This window comes from Brachybacterium hainanense (assembly GCF_042434575.1).
GTDB lineage: Bacteria > Actinomycetota > Actinomycetes > Actinomycetales > Dermabacteraceae > Brachybacterium > Brachybacterium hainanense.
The window spans coordinates 1-16,930 of the sequence record NZ_JBHLSV010000033.1; the positions used below are offsets into that span (position 1 = coordinate 1).

A 16,930-nucleotide genomic window follows, 5' to 3' on the forward strand; every position below is an offset into this window, starting at 1 on the left:
AGCTGCAGGGTGACCTCGCTGCCGGGCTCCCACCCGCCGGAGACCACACCGGCCTCACCACCAGCCGGAACCGGCGAGGAGACCTCGACCGTCGGCAGGACGGCGTCGGCGTCGACGACCTCGAGCGGAGCGGAGACCGAGGTCCCGTTCGCGTCGGTGCCGACCACGGCGTAGTCGGTGCCCGCCGGCGTATCCGCCGGGACGGTGAGGACGGTCCCGGCAGGCAGGTCGCCGTTGTCGTCAGCCGTCACGACCACCGGATCGCCCACGGGAGCACCGGAGGCGTCGGTCAGCTGGAGGGTCACCTCGGTGCCGGGCTCCCACCCGCCGGAGGTCACCGTGGTGTCCTCACCGGCGCGGACCGGGGAGGTCGCGGTGATGGTGGGGACGACCGCATCCGCATCCAGCACCTCGAGGGGTGCGGAGGCGTTCGCGCCGTTCGCATCGGTGCCCGCCACCGTGTAGCCCGGGGCCACCGGAGCATCAGCCGGAACCGCCACCACGGTGCCCGCGGGCACAGCGCCGTCGGCGTCGGTCGTCACGACGACCGGGTCACCGAGCGGGGCGCCGGAGGGATCGGTCAGCTGCAGCGTCACCTCGGACTCCGGCAGCCAGCCCGTCGACGTCACCGGGACATCCGAACCCGCCGGAGCCTGCGCCGGCGACTGGATGGCCGGGGCGTAGACCGCCACGGTCGTCTCGCCGCTCGCACCGTCGGGGTCGGTCGCGGTGAGGGTGTAGTCGCCGGCCGCGGCATCGGCCGGGACCGAGAGGACGGTGCCTGCGGGCAGATCGCCGTTCTCGTCCGCGGTCGCCGTGACCGGATCGCCGACGGGGTTGCCGTCGGCATCGGTCAGCTGCAGGGTCACCTCGGCGCCGGGGTTCCAGCCGCCCGAGGTCACCTCGGTCTCCCCGCCGGCGGGGATCGGCGAGGACGCCTCGACGGTGGGGACCGTCGCGTCCGCATCGAGCACCTCGAGGGGTGCGGAAGCGTTCGCGCCGTTCGCATCGGTGCCCGCCACCGTGTAGCCCGGGGCCACCGGAGCATCAGCCGGAACCGGGACGACAGTGCCCTCAGGCAGCGCGCCCTCAGCATCAGTCGTCACGACCACCGGATCACCCAGCGGAGCACCCGAAGGATCGGTCAGCTGCAGAGTCACCTCGGACTCCGGCAGCCATCCCGTCGACGTCACCGGCACATCCGAACCCGCCGGAGCCTGCGCCGGAGCCTCGAGAGCCGGGGCATACACCGAGACGCTTCCCTCGCCCGTGCTGCCGTCGGGATCCGAGGCGGTCACGGTGTAGTCGCCCGCCGGAGCATCCGCCGGGATCGGGAGCACCGTGCCCGCGGGCAGGTCGCCGTTGCCGTCGGCCGTGACGGTCACCGGATCGCCCACGGGTGCACCCGAGGGATCGGTGAGCTGCAGGGTCACCTCGGCGCCGGGGGTCCAGCCACCCGAGGTCACCTCGGTCTCCCCGCCGGCCGGGATCGGCGAGGATGCCTCGACCGTCGGTGCGGTCGCATCCGCGTCGATCACCTCGAGCGCGGAGGTGAGCTCCGCGCCCGTCGGGTCGGTGGCCACGACCGCGTAGTCGGGGCCGACCGTCGCATCCGCCGGGACCGGGATCACGGTGCCCGCGGGAACGCTCCCGTCGGGATCGGCGGTGACCGTGATCGGGTCGCCGACCGGATTGCCCTCAGGATCGGTCAGCTGCAGGGTGACCTCGCTGCCGGGGACCCAGCCGCCGGAGGTGACCGGGACATCGGTGCCGGCCGGGGCCTGCCCGGGGACCTCGAGGGTCGGGGCGTACAGGGTCACCGTGGCCTGGCCGGTGTTCCCGTCCGCGTCGGAGACGACGACCGTGTGATCACCGGGGGTGACGTCCTCGGGGACCGGGACCACGGTCCCGGCGGGGATCGCGCCGGTGTCATCGGTCGTGACGGTCACCGGCTCGCCCACGGGGTTCCCCTCGGGATCGGTGAGCTGCAGGCTCACCTCGGAGCCGGGCTGCCAGCCGTCGGAGGTGACGTCGATCTGCCCGCCCGCGGGGACCGGCGACTCCGCGGTCACGCCGGGCTCGACCGCGGTCGCGCAGGCGTCGATGCGGACGCCCGCGTTGCCGAATCCGAGCCGCGCCGTGCCGTCGAGCACGCCGAAGCTCAGCGCGGACACCTCGACGGCGGTGAGGCCCTCGGCCCCGCTGCCGTCGGTGCACTGCTGCTCGACCTGATGGTTGATCTGCACGGAGAACAGGTTGTCCGCGATCAGCTCGAGGAAGGGGTCGACCGCTGCGCGCACCGGGACGGTGATCATGTCGGTCTTGATGGTCGTGAACGCCTCGTACAGGATCCCGTTCGGATCCGAGAGCGCCTCGTTGACCGGGGCCATGACCACGCCCATCGTGCCGACGGCCGCGTCGATCGTGCCGCAGGTGACGGCACCGGTGATCCCGGCCGGGGTGCAGCTGTAGCCGGTGACCTCGCCGGAGAGGTCCATGTCCCATTCGGCGACGGTCCCGTCGGGAGCGGTCACCTTCGTGTGGATGCTGACGCTGTCCAGGGACTGGATCGCGGTGCCCACGGAGAGGTCGATGACCTCCTCGATCACGTCGTGGACGCTGCTCGCGACGAAGGGGTACGTGTCGGAGTCGATGAGCTCGGTGTTGGGGTTCTGGTTGTTGAGCCCGACCGGGCGGTCCGGGATGACGCCGTCGTCGTTTCCTCCGATGCGGCCGAGGTCCACCTCGAGGGTGCCGTCGCCCAGGTTCAGCGTGGCGAGACCATCGTCGGTCGTGATCGGCGAGAGCATGATGCCGTCGACGACGTCCTGCTGGATGGTGCTGGTCACCTCGGTCTCGACGGTCATCCCGGGGAGCAGCGAGCCGGCCGAGAGCGCGTCGTTGACGGTGTCCTCGACGGTGCCCTCGATCTGCCCGGCCGCGTCGCTCACGCCGTCGCCGGCCGTCTCGATGGCGGGCGAGTGCAGGTTGAGCTTGACCTCGCCGACGCGGTACTGGCCCACGCCGCCCACACCGTCGGGATCGAGGAACTCGCCGTCCTGGGCCTCGACGTTCGCGCCGACGAAACCGAAGGTCAGGTCCGCCTGGTCGATCATCTCGTCGGTGATGGTGTCGACGCCGGCGGCATCGGTCACGGAGAGCAGATCGATGCTGGCGGTGCCGAAGTCCCCGTCCGTCCCGTCCAGGGTGAGCCCGCCGTCGGCGCCGACGAGACCGGTGATGGCCTCGCCGTTTCGACCATCGGTGGCGGTGGACTCGCTCTCGACCGCGCCGACCTGACCGAAGTCGACGAGCTGGTCAAGCGGGATTTGGTAGCCTGCACCGAGGTCCACGATCTCGGACCCGCCCACAGAGCCGCTGAATGCCTCACGGTTAGGGCCGGGGTTGGTGGCGGATCCGGCGGCCGACTGTGCGAGTGCGATCGCGTCGGTGCCTCCTGCCTCCAACCCCAGGACGCTGGCCTCGGCCTCCGTCGGCTCGTCCGGATATGTGTCCAGGCCGAGCGCGGAGGCCGAGCTGGCTCCGGCGCCGACGATGGCGCAGACCGTGCCCGCCGCCAGCGCCGAGTAGAACCGTGGGCGCCAGCCCGGACGGTGACGACCGCGGGCCGGCTGAGCCCCCGCCGCCGTGTCTGAGTACGGCATGTCTTTCCTCCAGAGGGTAGGGACGTCGGAAGGCTTCCTGCGTCCAGCAGCCCGTCACCCGCAGGGGTGTCGATTCAGCCTTCCCTCAGACATCTAACATGAGTCCCTCATCACGCGTCCACCCCTTCTCAGGTTCTCGGATCGATTCGTGAACTACGCGGACGGCCGTCCAGAAATAGTCCTATGGGCCCTGGGTACACCTGTCCCCAGGGCCCATAGGGGGTTTATCTGCACGCGTCCAGAAACGTCTCGAGGGTGCCGCCCCACCTGCACGCACCGTTCCCCGACCCCGGAGCCACGAGGGGAGCGTGACCTCCCGTGCTCGACAGGCGCCGCAGACACACCCTTATGACCTGCGACGTTGACGACGACGACGCGCGGGGACGCCGGCCCTCCCGAACGGCGCGTCGACGACGAGGCCCGCTCCGACGAGGCCCTCCCGTCACCCCCTCCACTCCCGGAGCCCTCCTCTCGGCGCGACTCCGCATATCTCTCGATACCCGTCCATCGTCATAGGAGCTCGAACCTACTCACCGGTATTCTTCATATTCTCCCGATGAGCCATGGGCCGCCGCGCAGGCAGGGCATTCCATCCTGCCGGATTCCCGACTGGATATTTTCCGTGATGTCTCCGGACATGACGTGTCGAATCTCGGCGATCCCCTCGCCCTCCGCAGCGGACCCCTCCGCACCCTCAGCAGAGCCGGTCGGAGGCGCCGCCGCCCGTCCGGCCCCGCGGATCCAGCCGGGGAGGGTGGAGATCGGCGGCGACGCGCGACCGCCGCCAGGAACCTCACCGCGAACAGAAAACAGCAGGGGATGCGATCGACGGCGGGCCGACCCCAGACGTCAGCCGACCGTGACCCAGGACACTTCCTCGACGAGTCGATCCGTCGTATTACCGATCACAGCCGGGACCCTTCATCCACCCGTATTTCCCCCCGCATTCACCCCCGCGCATACCTCCATTGCCGCCCCGTGCGGCCCTGCCCCTCAGCGCTCCGGGGCCGCGTCCAGGAAGCGGCGGACGGCGGCGAGGACCTGCTCGTCGACGCCATGGCCGAGGTACGGGCTGCGCTCCTCCACGAGGTCCGTGTGCGCCGTCATGAACGTCCGGACCTCCTGCTCGCGCGCCGCATCGAACAGAGGGTCCAGGCCGCCGTGGCCCCAGAGGGCGGGCGGCCTCCGAGCGGCCAGCGCGGCGTCTCCCGGCATCGGCGCGGGGAACGGGGCTCCGGACAGCTGCACGATCCAGTCGAGCGCCTCGGGGCGACGGCGCAGCAGCTGCAGCGCGAGCATGCCGCCCTGGGAGAAGCCGATCGCTCCACGAGTGCGCACACCCTCCGCGGCACGGCCCGCGATCCATGCCTCGACCGCCGCGGCGGACCTCTCGAGAGCCTCTGGGGCGGCGGGGTCGATCTGCGCCTCGAGCCAGGCGTAGCCCTGGACCCAGGCATGGATGCCGCGCAGGGACGCGTACTGGAAGCGGTTCGGCAGGTGCGGCACGAAGCCCGTGAGATCGCGTTCGTGGCTGCCCAGGCCGTGCAGGAGGAGCACGAGGGGGAGCTCGCTGCCCGTCGGATGCGAACGCACCACGGCGCTCTCGTCGATCTGCGCGGAGACGAGGCGGATCGGCGGCGCCGAGGGATCTGCGGGGAGCGTCATGAGAACCTTCTTCCGGGAAGGGGACGGGACGATGGTCGATGCGGCGGGCAGGGGCACCGGCGGGCGGACAGCAGGACGGGCGGGCGCCTGCGCGCCCGCCCGTCCTGACCCGGACCCCGATGAACGGGGTCAGGATGCTCAGCCTCGGATCACTCGACAGAGTTCAGGTCGAGGTACCACTGGCCGTCGGAGGCCTTGATCATGTTCATGCCCATCGGGGAGCCGTAGATGTCCATCGCGAGGGTCCCGTCGCCGTTGTCGGTTGCGCCGATGTCCGCGACGGTCAGGAGCGAGATGATCCCCTCGTACGAAGACATGTCCTGGCCCTCGGTCGAGGACTCGAGGCCCGCGGCGCAGCCCGCGAGCATGGCCCCGGTCATGGGCTCCCCGGTGGTCGGGTCCGCGACGTAGGAGCAGGCGCCCTCGTAGTCGCCGCCGACGAAGGCTCCGAAGAAGTCCAGGAACCGCTGGCTCGCGGCGGTCTTGTCCTCCTCGGTGATCTCGCCCGCCGGGGCGGTGGTCTCCGGAGCGGTCGTCTCCGGGGCCGTGGTCTCCGGCTCGGTGGTCTCGGGCTCGGTGGTCTCCGGCTCCGTCGTCTCCGGCTCGGTGGTCTCGACCTCGGTGGTCTCCGTGGGGGGAGCGGTCGTCGGATCGTCCGTCCCGCCGCCGCGCATCGAGAAGGCGACGATGATGACGACGACGATGATCGCCGCGATCAGCGCGCAGCCGCAGCCGATGCCCACGAAGAGGGGCCAGCGCTTCTTCTCCTGCGGCGGGACCTGCCCGGCCGCGGGCTGGCCGTAGCCCTGCGAGGGGTCCGGCGAGTACTGGGGCGCGGGGCTGCCCTGTCCGGGCGCGCCGCCGTAGGGATCGCCGGGCGGCGGAGGGATCTGAGACATGGTCGGGCCTTTCGGGACGGGATGGACCGCATCCCCAGCATAGGAGGAGGGCGGTCCGGACCCGCGGGATCGGCGGGTTTCGATACCGGATTGTCTCCTGCCCCGCGGCGTGCCTCACTGTCCGTCCGATGCGCAGACGTGACCGGGCCCCGGCATCAGAGGTCGATGCCGGGGCCCGGGCCGAGGATCAGATGTCGGAGGGGTCGCCGGGACGGACCGGCGCCTCCGGCCCCGAGGACCGGTGACCCGGCTGCGATCCGTCCGCGGGGACGGAGCGCTCGACGCGGGACAGGATGCGGGCCGCGGCGTCGCGCCCGCCCAGGCCGAAGGCGAGGACCGCGGCGGCGGCCGCGCCGATGACGAGCGCGCCGAAGGCCATCTCGATGATCGAGTCGGCCACGCCCATGCTCTTGAGGCCGATCGCGACGAACAGCACGATCGTCACCCACTTGACGATGACCGCGGCCTGCCCGGACAGCAGCTTCGCGAGGATCGTGGCGATGAAGAAGCCTGCCGCGATGATCGCCGCGCCGAACACGATGGAGCCGCCCAGCTCGAGGATCCGGCTGAGCAGGGCCGTGATCTGCGGGAAGCCCAGCACCTGTGCCGCCATCACGGCGAAGAACAGGACGATCGCGATCTCCACGATCCGGGTGATGGTCGGGAGGGCGGACTTCTCCGCGGGCAGGAGGTCGAGCTTGCGGAGGTTCACGTCCAGGCCCGCACCCTGGAGGACCTGCTTCAGCAGGTCGGTGACGAAGCGGGCGATCAGCACGCCGATGCCCAGCAGGATGAGGGCCGCGACGATGTTCGGGATCGCGGCGAGCAGGGTGGTGAGCATCAGCTCCGCGGGGCGGGAGATGCTCTCGATCCCGAGGATCTGCAGGGATGCGATCGCGACGACGATCATGATCAGGCCGAAGGCGACGTTGCCGAGGATCTCGGGCAGCTTCGGGCCGTCCTGGGCGGGAGCGGCCTGCGCGGGAGCGGTCTGGCCCGGGCCGGATTGCGGGATCGTCTGCTCCCAGGGAGCGTCGGGGTTCGGGGCGAAGGGCGTGCCCTCGGACCCGGTGACCTTCTGGGCTCCTGCCGAGGCCCGGCCCAGCAGGGCGCGGAGGTCCACGGCCCCGAGCCCGGTCACGATGAGGGAGCGGACGATCTTCGCGATCATGAGGCCGATCACGAAGACGACGCCGGCGCCGATCACGCTGGGCAGGTAGGTCAGGACCGTGCCGAGCATCGCGGTGACCGGGCTCAGCACGCCGTCGAGCTGGAAGATCCCCAGCACGACGATCAGACCCAGCAGCCACACGAGCAGGGACGCGATCGAACCGATGGACCGGCCGAGGGAGGCGCCGTCGACGCCCGGCCGATGCAGCGCCTTCACCTTTCCGGCGAGCTTGGCCACAGCCGTCCTCACGACCGAGGCGAGGACGGCGGTGATGATCAGGATGACGACGGCGGCCAGGAGTCTGAATCCCAGTCCCACCCAGTCGAAGGAGGTCAAGGTGTCCATGGCGGTGTTCTCCTCAGCAGTTCGGGAGTGCGGGGCCGTCGGGGCCCTCGGGGGCCCGACAGCCCGGAAAGGGCTCCCTCAGCGTAATGAGAGGCAGGTCACATGGCTACTACCAACCGGTAAGTTCTTGATGAAGAACCTCTGACCTGCGCAGACATGACGACATCGGGAGACTGGCAAGCACGGGGCCTCACGCCGGCGCGCCCTCACCGTCCTCGCCCGTCGCCGATCCGTCGTCCTCCACGGGCCGCACTGTCCCCGCGCCGCCGTCGACCGTGACCAGCTGGCCGGTGCGCAGCGTACGAGTCGCGCTGCCGGTTCCGAGCACCGCCGGCACGCCGTACTCGCGGGCGACGATCGAGCTGTGGCTGAGCGGACCGCCCACGTCGGTGACCACGCCCGCGGCCATCGCGAACAGCGGCGTCCAGGCCGGGGTCGTGATCGCGGCGACGAGGATCTCCCCGCGACGGAACTCCCGGAACTCCTCCGGCCCCGCGAGGACGCGGACCCGCGCGGTGACCACGCCGCCGCTGCCGCCGATCCCGCGCAGGCTGCCATCGGCCGCGGTCTGCTCCCCCACGCTCGGCATCCACCGGTCGACGAACCGCAGGGCGGAGCGCTGCGGCAGCAGCTGCGGCGGCGTCGTCAGACGCTGCCCGCGCCAGAGCACGCGCCGCTGCTCCACGAGTCCTGTCCGCGAGGGCAGCAGCGCCGTTCCCGCGTCGAGGGACCCCGCCAGGTCCTCGAGCTCGGCGCGGCGCAGCCAGAACACATCGGCCGCCTCCGCGATCGCGCCGGTCGCGACGAGCCGTCGTCCCAGCTCGAGCAGGGCACGACGCGCAGCCGGCCAGCCGAGCCCCACCCCGGCGAGCGCATCCTCCCGGATGGGGGCGAGATGCTGAGCGCGGCGCAGGAGCCGCGTGAACACGGACCGCAGCGGCGTCGGGACGTGCCCGATGATCCGCGCCTCCGCGGCCACCCGCTCCTGCTCCGCAGCGGCGCGGCGGCGGCGCGGATCCGTGCCCTCGCCGCGCAGGTACATGCGCAGCACGTCCCACAGCAGCGCGGGCGTGTCCGCCGCGACGGGCTGGGCGATGTCGAGCGTGTAGGTCGCGTGGCCGTAGGTGGCCAGGTGCCGGTCGAAGCCGTCCAGCCACTCCTGCCAGGCGGCGGGGTCGACGTCCGCGGGCCGTTCGCGGACCGGCTGGTCCGAGGCGGCGAGGGCTTCGGCGAGCGCCGGGTGCTCCCGGGCCCGGGCCGCGAGGTCGAACAGCGAGGTCTCGGCGCGGATCGGCTCGCTGTCGAAGCCCAGCAGGAGCACCTCCGGGCGGGGATCGCCGTCGCGGCGGACGCGGCGGCACAGGGCGGTGAAGGAGGTCTCCGCGATCACCACCGGGGGGATCACCGTCTGGACCGCGGTGTAGTAGGCGAAGCCCGCATGCACCAGCCGCTCGGCGCTCTCGAGCAGGAGCCGGGCATCGGTCCCGGCGAGGTCGCGCGCCGACTCCTCGGCGACGACGGCGCGGTAGCGGGGCAGGGCCGTCTCCGCCCAGTACACGGGTCCGCCGATCCCGGAGGTCACCAGGCGCGGCACGAACTTCGTCGTGCGCAGCGTGAGCATGGCCAGGGCCGTCCGGTCGTAGCCGTAGTAGGCGTAGCCGTTGATGGTCGGGAAGTGCACCCCCTCGCGGCGGAACACGTCGTCGCGGCCGGAGGCGTCGGAGACGGTCTCGATCATCGCGTCGACGACATGGGCGTCGGTGAGATCCGCGAACAGGGGGGTCAGCGGGTCCGGCATCTGCTCGACGATGCTTCCGCGGAAGTAGAGGCTGCGGGGGCGGGGAACGCTCCAGTCGTGCGGGGCGGGGCCGGCCTCGGGCGGGAGGGCCACGACGGGGCGCGCCTGGGTGATCACGAATCCGGTGCCGACCAGGGCCCATTCGATGTCCTGCGGGGCACCGTAGTGCGCGGTGATGCGGGCGCCCCAGGCGGCGAGGTCGAGGGCCTGGGCATCGCTGAGCACCTCCGCCCGGCGGCGCGGACCGTGGATCTCCCAGACCTCGGTGCCGCGCACGGCCGGCACCACCTCGAGTCCCTTCTCCGCGGTGCTGCGGCTGGTCACGAGGCCGCGGCTCAGGTCGACGACGAGGTCGTCGGTGTCCACGAGGCCGGAGACCACCGCCTCGCCGAGCCCCCAGGCGGCGGAGATGACGGTCTCGTCCCGGCGCCCGGTGGTCGGGCTCGCGGTGAACATCACGCCCGCCGCGTCGGCCCGGGCCATCTCCTGGACGACGACGGCGAGCGCCACCTCCTCCGGTCCGATCCCGCGCTGGGCACGATAGGCGAGGGCCCGCGCCGACCAGAGCGAGGCCCAGCAGTCCCGGACAGCGGCCAGCAGCGCCTCCTCGCCCTCGACGTGCAGGAACGTCTCCTGCTGTCCCGCGAAGCTCGCGTCCTCGAGGTCCTCGGCGGTCGCGGAGGAGCGCACGGCGAGCGCCGGCGAGCCCAGCTGCGCGGAGGCGGCGAGGACCTGCTCGCGCACCTCCTCGGGGATCTGCGCCCCGGCGAACAATGCGGCGATCGCCTCGGCCGTTCGGCCCGTCGCCTCCGGATCCTCCGGATCCGCGGCGGAGGCGAGCTCCTGCAGACGCGTGCCGATGCCGCTCTCGCGCACGAAGATCCGGTACGCCTCGGTGGTCAGGACGAGGCCGGGCGGCACCGGGAAGCCCGCACGGGCGAGTTCGCCGAGGTTCGCGGCCTTGCCGCCCACCTCCGCGATATCCGCGCGGCTGACCTCGTGGAACGACCGCAGGAGCGGGGACGGGTGAGGGGTGGGGGACGGAGCTGCCTGGGACATGTCGGCCTTCTTCGGCTGTGCATCGACTGCGATCCGTCGCGGCCGGCGGGCCGTGACGGGGGCCGATGCTACTCCTGGCGTCCTCCCTCCGACAGAGGCGGATCATTCCCGGGATCGTCTTGATCCCAGGAGCCTCGGGGGCGAGACTGCCGGGCATGACGCTCTCTCTCGCAGAGCTCCTCGCCCAGGAGGAGTCGCTGATCCTGGACCGCTTCACCGAGGACGACGCCTGGTGGCTGGGCAGCCTCCTGGTGTCCCTCGCGCGGGAGCGGGAGCTGCCGATCCTGGTGGACATCCGTCGCGGGGAGCGGCAGCTGTTCGCGCATGCACGACCGGGCACCGTCCCGGACAATGCTGCCTGGATCGCCCGGAAGTGCGCGACGGTGCGCCGCTTCGGCCGGTCCTCCCTGTTCATGGGACAGAAGTACCGTGACCGCGGCACCACCTTCGAGCAGGCGACGGGGCTGCCGGCGGCGGAGTTCGCCGCGCATGGCGGGGCGTTCCCGATCGCGGTGCGCGGGGCGGGGATCATCGGCACGGTGGCGGTGTCCGGGCTCGCACAGACGGAGGACCATGCGCTCGTGGTCGAGGCGCTCGGGAGCCTGCTGGCCGCGCAGCGCGCCGGAGAGGTCTGAGCGACCGGACGGAGCCGGGGCCCCGACGCTCCTCGGGGAACGCGCAGGGCCCCGGTGATCTCTCACCGGGGCCCTGCGTTCACGTGCGCGAGGGGGGAGTTGAACCCCCACGCCCTTTCGGGCACACGGACCTGAACCGTGCGCGTCTGCCTATTCCGCCACTCGCGCGTGTCTTCGGCGCCGGGCTTCACACACCAAAGCCGAAGGTTCCTTCATCATACCCGCTGGTGGACCGACCCCCAAACGGGACGGAGCGAAGGTAACCACCATCACGTCGTGGGCGTCGTGCCGGCCTCCTGGCCCGTCGCGCGCCCGGCCGTCCCGGCCTCCGCCGCCTCAGCCTCCGCGAAGGCGGCATCGGTCCGGCGGGGATCGATGCGATGGCGCACCACCAGGAGGTAGAGCGCCGTGGCGATCGCGACGGCGGGCACGCCCACGAGCGCGGCGAGCTGGAGGTCGCGGACGACCACGATGGTGCTGAAGACGCCGAGCACGCCGATCAGCCCCGCCGCGGCCGTGGCCGCGCCGCCGGGCAGGCGGAAGGTCTCGCGCCCGTCCCGGGTGCGCCGGTAGAACAGGTAGCTGACCAGGATCAGCGCCCAGACCAGCAGCACCGAGAACACGACGAGGGCCATCATGTAGCCGAAGACACCGCCGACCCCGGTGAAGGCGAGCGCCGCGGCGAGGACGATCCCGGCCGAGCTCACGGCGATCCCGCGCACGGGCACGTGCCGGCGGGACAGACGGCTGAGGAAGGCGGGAGCCATCGCATCGGCGGACAGGGAGTGCAGCATGCGGCTGCCGGCGTAAAGGTTCGCGTTCGCCGCCGACAGCGCCGCGATGAGCACGATGACGTTGGTCAGGGACGCCGCGCCGGGAATGCCGATCCGGTCGAAGACGAGCACGAAGGGGCTCGCGGTGACCTCCTCCCCCTGTCCGGAGGCCTCGCGCCAGGGCAGCAGGGCGACGACCACGCCGACGGCGAGGACGTAGAAGAAGGCGAGGCGGATGATCGTGGTGCGGGCGGCGGTGCGGATCGCCGCACCCGGGTCCTTCGCCTCCGCGGCGGTGATCGACAGCAGCTCGATGCCGCCGAAGCTGAACATGACCACGCTCATCGCGATCCAGACGGAGCCGATGCCGAAGGGCAGGAAGCCGCCGTCGGCCGTGAGGTTCGTCAGGCCCGGGGCAGGAGAGGAGGGCAGTCCGACGACCACGAGGAAGATGCCGATGAGGATGAACACGAGCACGGCGACGACCTTGATGCTCGAGAGCCAGAACTCGACGACGCCGAAGGAGCCGACGCTGGTGAGGTTGATGGCGAGGATGATCGCGGCGAACAGCAGGATCCCGGCCCACAGCGGGACCCCGGAGGCCCAGTACCGCAGATAGGTGGCGCAGGCGACGAGCTCCGCACCGGTCACGCAGATGGTCACGAACCAGTACAGCCACCGGGTCAGGTACCCCCAGTACGGGGAGAGGAAGCGGGCGGCGAGGGTGCCGAAGCCGCCTCGGACCGGGTATCGGGAGGACATCTCACCCATGGAGAGCGCGATCGTCGCAGCGATCGCGGAGCCCAGGGCGAAGCAGAGGATGACGGCGGGCCCGGACATGCCGATCGCGGCCCCGGAGCCGAGGAACAGGCCGGTGCCGAGCGCCGATCCCATCGCGATCATGGCCATCTGGCCGTGGCTGAGGGAGCGAGCGAGGGCTCCGCCGGGTGCCTCCGCGGGCGACGATGCGGGCGGTGGTGCAGGGGTGGTGCTCATCTGACCGATCCTAGGGGCCCGCGGCCGCGACGCCGGACGTTCCTCTTGCACTAGTTAGGGAACCTAATTACACTGGGGTGACGTGACCACCCCGGATCCCGCCCTCGCCCTCGTCCTGGCCTGCAGCCAGTTCACCCGGCTGTCCACCCGCCGGGCCGATGTCGGCGTCGCCTCCGTCCCCTGGCGGATCACCTCGACGCTGCAGCGGCGCGGGGAGATGCGGCTCTCGGAGATCGCGGCCCACGAGCAGGTCTCCCGCCCCACCGCCACCACCGCCATCCAGCGGCTCGAGGCGGAGGGCATCGTCTCCCGGCGACGGGACCCGCAGGACGCCCGCTCCTCCCTCGTGGACCTGACGCCGTACGGGCTCACCCGGCTCACCGCCTGGCGCGAGAGCCTCACCGCCTCCGTCGCCGAGCTGCTCGCCGACATCCCCGAGGAGGACCGCACCACCCTCGAGGAGGCCGCCGGGATCCTCCGCCGCATCATCGACACCTCAGAAGGAACCTCACCTCGCGCATGAGCACCTCCACCTCGCACTCCCCCACCAGCACCGGAGCGACCCCGGCGCCCGAGCGGCAGGGCGGCCTCCTCGCCGACGCCTTCCACCAGCCCCGCGCCGTCTGGGCGATCGCCTTCGCCGCGACCGTGTCCTTCATGGGCATCGGCCTCGTGGATCCGATCCTGCCCGCCATCTCCTCCGAGCTCGACGCCTCGCCGACCCAGGCGATGCTCCTGTTCACCAGCTACCTGTTCATCACCGCGATCGCCATGTTCTTCACCAGCTGGGCCTCCTCGCGCCTCGGCGTGAAGCGGACCCTGCTGATCGGCCTCGCGCTCGTGGTCGTGTTCGCCGCCCTGTGCGCGGCCTCCGGGTCCGTCGGCCAGATCATCGGCCTGCGCGCCGGCTGGGGCCTCGGCAACGCCCTGTTCATCTCCACCGCGCTGGCCGCGATCGTCGGCGCGACCTCCGGCCCCAGCGCCGGCGCGATCATCCTGTACGAGGCGGCGCTGGGCCTGGGCATGGCGGTCGGGCCGCTGCTGGGCGGGCTGCTGGGATCCGCCTCCTGGCGCGCGCCCTTCGCCGGCACGGCCGTGCTCATGGGCATCGGCTTCCTCGCGATCATGGCCCTGCTGCGGACCGAGGAGCGCCCCGCGCACGTGTCGCCGCTCGCCTCGCTGAAGGCCCTCGCGAACCCGGCGCTGCGCACCCTCGCGCTGACCGCGGTGTTCTACAACTTCGGCTTCTTCACGCTGCTGGCCTACTCGCCCTTCCCCCTCGAAGCGGCCGCCGCCGCGCAGGGCCGTGAGTTCGGAGCCATGGGGATCGGCGCCGTGTTCTTCGGCTGGGGCCTCGCCCTGGCGATCACGTCCGTGCTGGTCGCCCCGCTGCTGACGCGCCGCTTCGGCCTCATCCCGACCCTCGTGGTCACGCTCGGGCTGCTGGCCCTGGTCCTGCTCGCCCTCGCCCTGCTGCACACCTCGATGATCGGCATGATCGCCGCGATCGTCGTGGGCGGGCTGCTGCTGGGCGTGCTGAACACCGCGCTCACCGAGACGGTCATGGAGGCGACGGACCTGCCGCGCGGCGTGGCGAGCTCCGCCTACTCCGGCGTGCGCTTCCTCGGCGGCGCGATCGCCCCTGCCGTGGCCGGACCCCTGGCCGCGGCCTTCGGCGCCGCCGCGCCGTACGAGCTGGGAGCGCTGACCATCGTCATCGCGATCATCATGCTCGTGGCGGGCCGCCGCCACCTCGCCGCCGTGGCCGGGCAGGGCGCATCGCACCATCTCGACGCCCAGGCGGAGGCCGAGGCCATCACCGCCGGCGACGAGGTCTGACCCGAAGTCGCTCCGGCCGGAGGCCCTCTCCCGCAGGACGGCGGAAGGTGAGGGAAGGTCCGCCAGTGGTGGACGCTCCCTCCTGTGCGCCGCGGCGGAGGCCGGCCGGTCCCACCTCGCCCCCCGCACATGCGGAAGCGCCCCGCACCATCTGGTGCGGGGCGCTTCCGGTCGCGACCGGGTACGGAGCCCGGGGCGGGGTGATCAGGCGGTCGCGCCCTTGGCGGCGACGACCTGGATCAGCAGGTTCGCGACGACGTCCTCGTGCAGACGCACGGTCGCCTTGTGCTCGCCCAGCGACTTGATCGGCGCGAGGAACTCGACCGCGCGACGGTCGATCTCCTTGCCGTGCAGCGTCGAGATGCCCTCGGCGACCTCCTTGGAGGTGACGGCGCCGAAGAGGCGGCCGCCCTGGCCGGCGCGCTCGGAGACGACGACGGGCTTGGACTGCAGCACGTCACGCAGAGCCTGCGCGTCCTCGAGGGAGGCGATCGCACGCTTGCCGCGGGCCGAGCGGATCTGGTCCAGCTGACGCTGGCCGCCGTTCGTCCACGGGGTCGCGAGACCGCGGGGCAGGAGGAAGTTGCGCGCGTAGCCGTCCTTGACCTCGACGACATCGCCCGCGGTGCCGAGGCCGGTGACCTCATGCGTGAGGATGAGCTTGCTGGTCATGTGCTTCCCTTCCTCGCTCAGCGACCGGAGGTCGAGTAGGGCAGCAGGGCGATCTCGCGGGCGTTCTTCACGGCCTTCGCGATCTTGCGCTGCTCCTGCACGGACACGCCGGTGACGCGACGTGCGCGGATCTTGCCGCGGTCGGAGATGAACTTGCGCAGCAGGGCTGCGTCCTTGTAGTCGACGGTCTCGACGCCCGCTGCCTTCAGCGGGTTCTGCTTCTTCTTCGGCTTACGAAGAACAGGCTTCGCCATCGTGGTGCTCCTCTTCTGTCTGGAGCCCGGGCATGCACCCGGGATGGAATGATTCTTGGTTGTGGGCGGCGCTCAGAGAGCCCCGATCAGCGCGAGCCGATCAGAACGGCGGGTCGTCGTACCCGCCCTGGTTGCCGCCGCCCGCCCACGGATCCTGCGCGGGAGCGCCGCCCTGCTGGGGGGCCTGGCCGCCGTAGCCGCCCTGGCCTCCCTGCTGCGGAGCGCCGTACCCGCCGCCCTGGCCCTGGGGCGCGCCGTAGCCGCCGCCCTGGGGTGCGCCGCCGCGCTGGCCGCCGAAGCCGCCACCGCCGCCGCGCTGCACCTTGTTCGGCTTCGCCGTCGCGTAGCGCAGCGAGGGACCGACCTCCTCGACATCGAGCTCGATGGAGGTGCGCTGGTTGCCCTCGCGGTCCTGGTAGGAACGCTGCTTGAGACGACCCTGGACGATCACGCGGGAGCCCTTCTCGAGGGACTCCGCGACGTTCTCGGCCGCGTCGCGCCAGATCGAGCAGCGCAGGAACAGAGCCTCGCCGTCCTTCCACTCGTTGGCCTGACGGTCGAACGTGCGGGGGGTGGACGCGACCGTGAAGTTGGCGACCGCCATGCCCGACTGCGTGAAACGCAGCTCGGGGTCAGCGGTGATGTTGCCGATCACGGTGATGACGGTGTCTCCGGCCATGGATGCTCCTGTGCTCCGGGTGCGGGTGGTGCGGATCTGCGTGGACTGCGTCTGCCCTCAGCCGAGGGCGGGCGCGGATGACGTCACGCGGCGTCGACGCGCATCAGCTTGGTGCGCAGCACGGACTCGTTCAGGCCCAGCTGACGATCCAGCTCCTGCGCGGTGGCGGGGGTCGAGGTGAAGCTGAGGACGATGTAGATGCCCTCGGTCTTCTTGTCGATCTCGTAGGCGAACTTCCGCTTGCCCCAGACGTCGACGTTGTCGATGGTGCCGCCCTCGGTCGGGACGACCTGGACAAGCTTCTCGAAGGTCCCGCTGACGGTCCGCTCGTCGACGGACGGGTCGAGGATCACGACCATTTCATACGTGCGCATGTTCGAGTACCCACCTCCTGTGGTCTTGTGCGGCCACGGTCTTTCCGTGGCAGGAGGGTTCATGCCATCCGGACGGGCATCGGCGATGCCCGGCGCGGACCGTGCA

Annotated in this window: 13 protein-coding genes and 1 tRNA gene; 3 read left to right on the plus strand and 11 right to left on the minus strand. The window is 71.6% G+C overall.

The window, feature by feature from the left end; translation table 11 throughout:
* From ACFFF6_RS18315 to ACFFF6_RS18335, 5 genes are all read right to left on the minus strand, one after another.
* Positions 1–3,665 (minus strand): choice-of-anchor G family protein (locus ACFFF6_RS18315; RefSeq protein WP_376982952.1); only part of this gene is annotated, 3,665 nt, incomplete at its 3' end.
* A gap of 993 nt (positions 3,666–4,658) precedes the next feature.
* Complete coding sequence (locus ACFFF6_RS18320; RefSeq protein WP_376982953.1) at positions 4,659–5,330, minus strand: alpha/beta hydrolase; 672 nt, start codon at positions 5,328–5,330, stop codon at positions 4,659–4,661.
* Positions 5,331–5,479: 149 nt separating this feature from the next.
* Complete coding sequence (locus ACFFF6_RS18325; RefSeq protein ID WP_376982954.1) at positions 5,480–6,229, minus strand: hypothetical protein; 750 nt, start codon at positions 6,227–6,229, stop codon at positions 5,480–5,482.
* A gap of 187 nt (positions 6,230–6,416) precedes the next feature.
* Positions 6,417–7,745: a mechanosensitive ion channel gene (locus ACFFF6_RS18330; protein WP_376982955.1), complete on the minus strand. Its 1,329-nt coding sequence runs from the start codon at positions 7,743–7,745 to the stop codon at positions 6,417–6,419.
* Between the two features lie 190 nt (positions 7,746–7,935).
* Positions 7,936–10,602 (minus strand): PEP/pyruvate-binding domain-containing protein, encoded by a 2,667-nt coding sequence (locus tag ACFFF6_RS18335; RefSeq protein ID WP_376982956.1) that lies wholly within the window; start codon positions 10,600–10,602, stop codon positions 7,936–7,938.
* A 155-nt stretch (positions 10,603–10,757) separates the two neighbouring features.
* Here ACFFF6_RS18335 and ACFFF6_RS18340 point away from each other — a divergent pair, with 155 nt between their 5' ends.
* A complete protein-coding gene (locus ACFFF6_RS18340; RefSeq protein ID WP_376982957.1) occupies positions 10,758–11,237 on the plus strand; it encodes a heme-degrading domain-containing protein in 480 nt (159 codons plus the stop codon).
* Positions 11,238–11,321: 84 nt separating this feature from the next.
* Here ACFFF6_RS18340 and ACFFF6_RS18345 read toward each other — a convergent pair.
* A tRNA-Leu gene (locus ACFFF6_RS18345) sits at positions 11,322–11,405 on the minus strand.
* A 101-nt stretch (positions 11,406–11,506) separates the two neighbouring features.
* Complete coding sequence (locus ACFFF6_RS18350; RefSeq protein WP_376982958.1) at positions 11,507–13,006, minus strand: amino acid permease; 1,500 nt, start codon at positions 13,004–13,006, stop codon at positions 11,507–11,509.
* Positions 13,007–13,088: 82 nt separating this feature from the next.
* On the opposite strand from ACFFF6_RS18350, the gene ACFFF6_RS18355 reads away from it, so the two are divergent.
* Positions 13,089–13,529 (plus strand): MarR family winged helix-turn-helix transcriptional regulator, encoded by a 441-nt coding sequence (locus ACFFF6_RS18355; protein ID WP_376982959.1) that lies wholly within the window; start codon positions 13,089–13,091, stop codon positions 13,527–13,529.
* The gene (locus ACFFF6_RS18360; protein ID WP_376982960.1) at positions 13,526–14,845 is read left to right on the plus strand and encodes an MFS transporter; all 1,320 of its coding nucleotides are present in this window, start codon (positions 13,526–13,528) and stop codon (positions 14,843–14,845) included. The genes ACFFF6_RS18355 and ACFFF6_RS18360 overlap by 4 nt, the downstream gene beginning before the upstream one ends.
* Positions 14,846–15,049: 204 nt before the next feature.
* Here ACFFF6_RS18360 and rplI read toward each other — a convergent pair whose 3' ends face one another.
* The 4 genes from rplI to rpsF form a co-directional block, all read right to left on the minus strand.
* A complete protein-coding gene (gene rplI / locus ACFFF6_RS18365) occupies positions 15,050–15,517 on the minus strand; it encodes a 50S ribosomal protein L9 (protein ID WP_376982961.1) in 468 nt (155 codons plus the stop codon).
* 17 nt (positions 15,518–15,534) lie between these two features.
* Entirely contained in the window at positions 15,535–15,771 is a 237-nt protein-coding gene (gene rpsR, locus ACFFF6_RS18370; protein WP_038374512.1) for a 30S ribosomal protein S18, read from the minus strand.
* 100 nt (positions 15,772–15,871) lie between these two features.
* A complete protein-coding gene (locus ACFFF6_RS18375; protein WP_376982962.1) occupies positions 15,872–16,450 on the minus strand; it encodes a single-stranded DNA-binding protein in 579 nt (192 codons plus the stop codon).
* Between the two features lie 83 nt (positions 16,451–16,533).
* A complete protein-coding gene (rpsF, locus tag ACFFF6_RS18380; protein ID WP_376982963.1) occupies positions 16,534–16,824 on the minus strand; it encodes a 30S ribosomal protein S6 in 291 nt (96 codons plus the stop codon).
* Positions 16,825–16,930 lie beyond the last annotated feature (106 nt).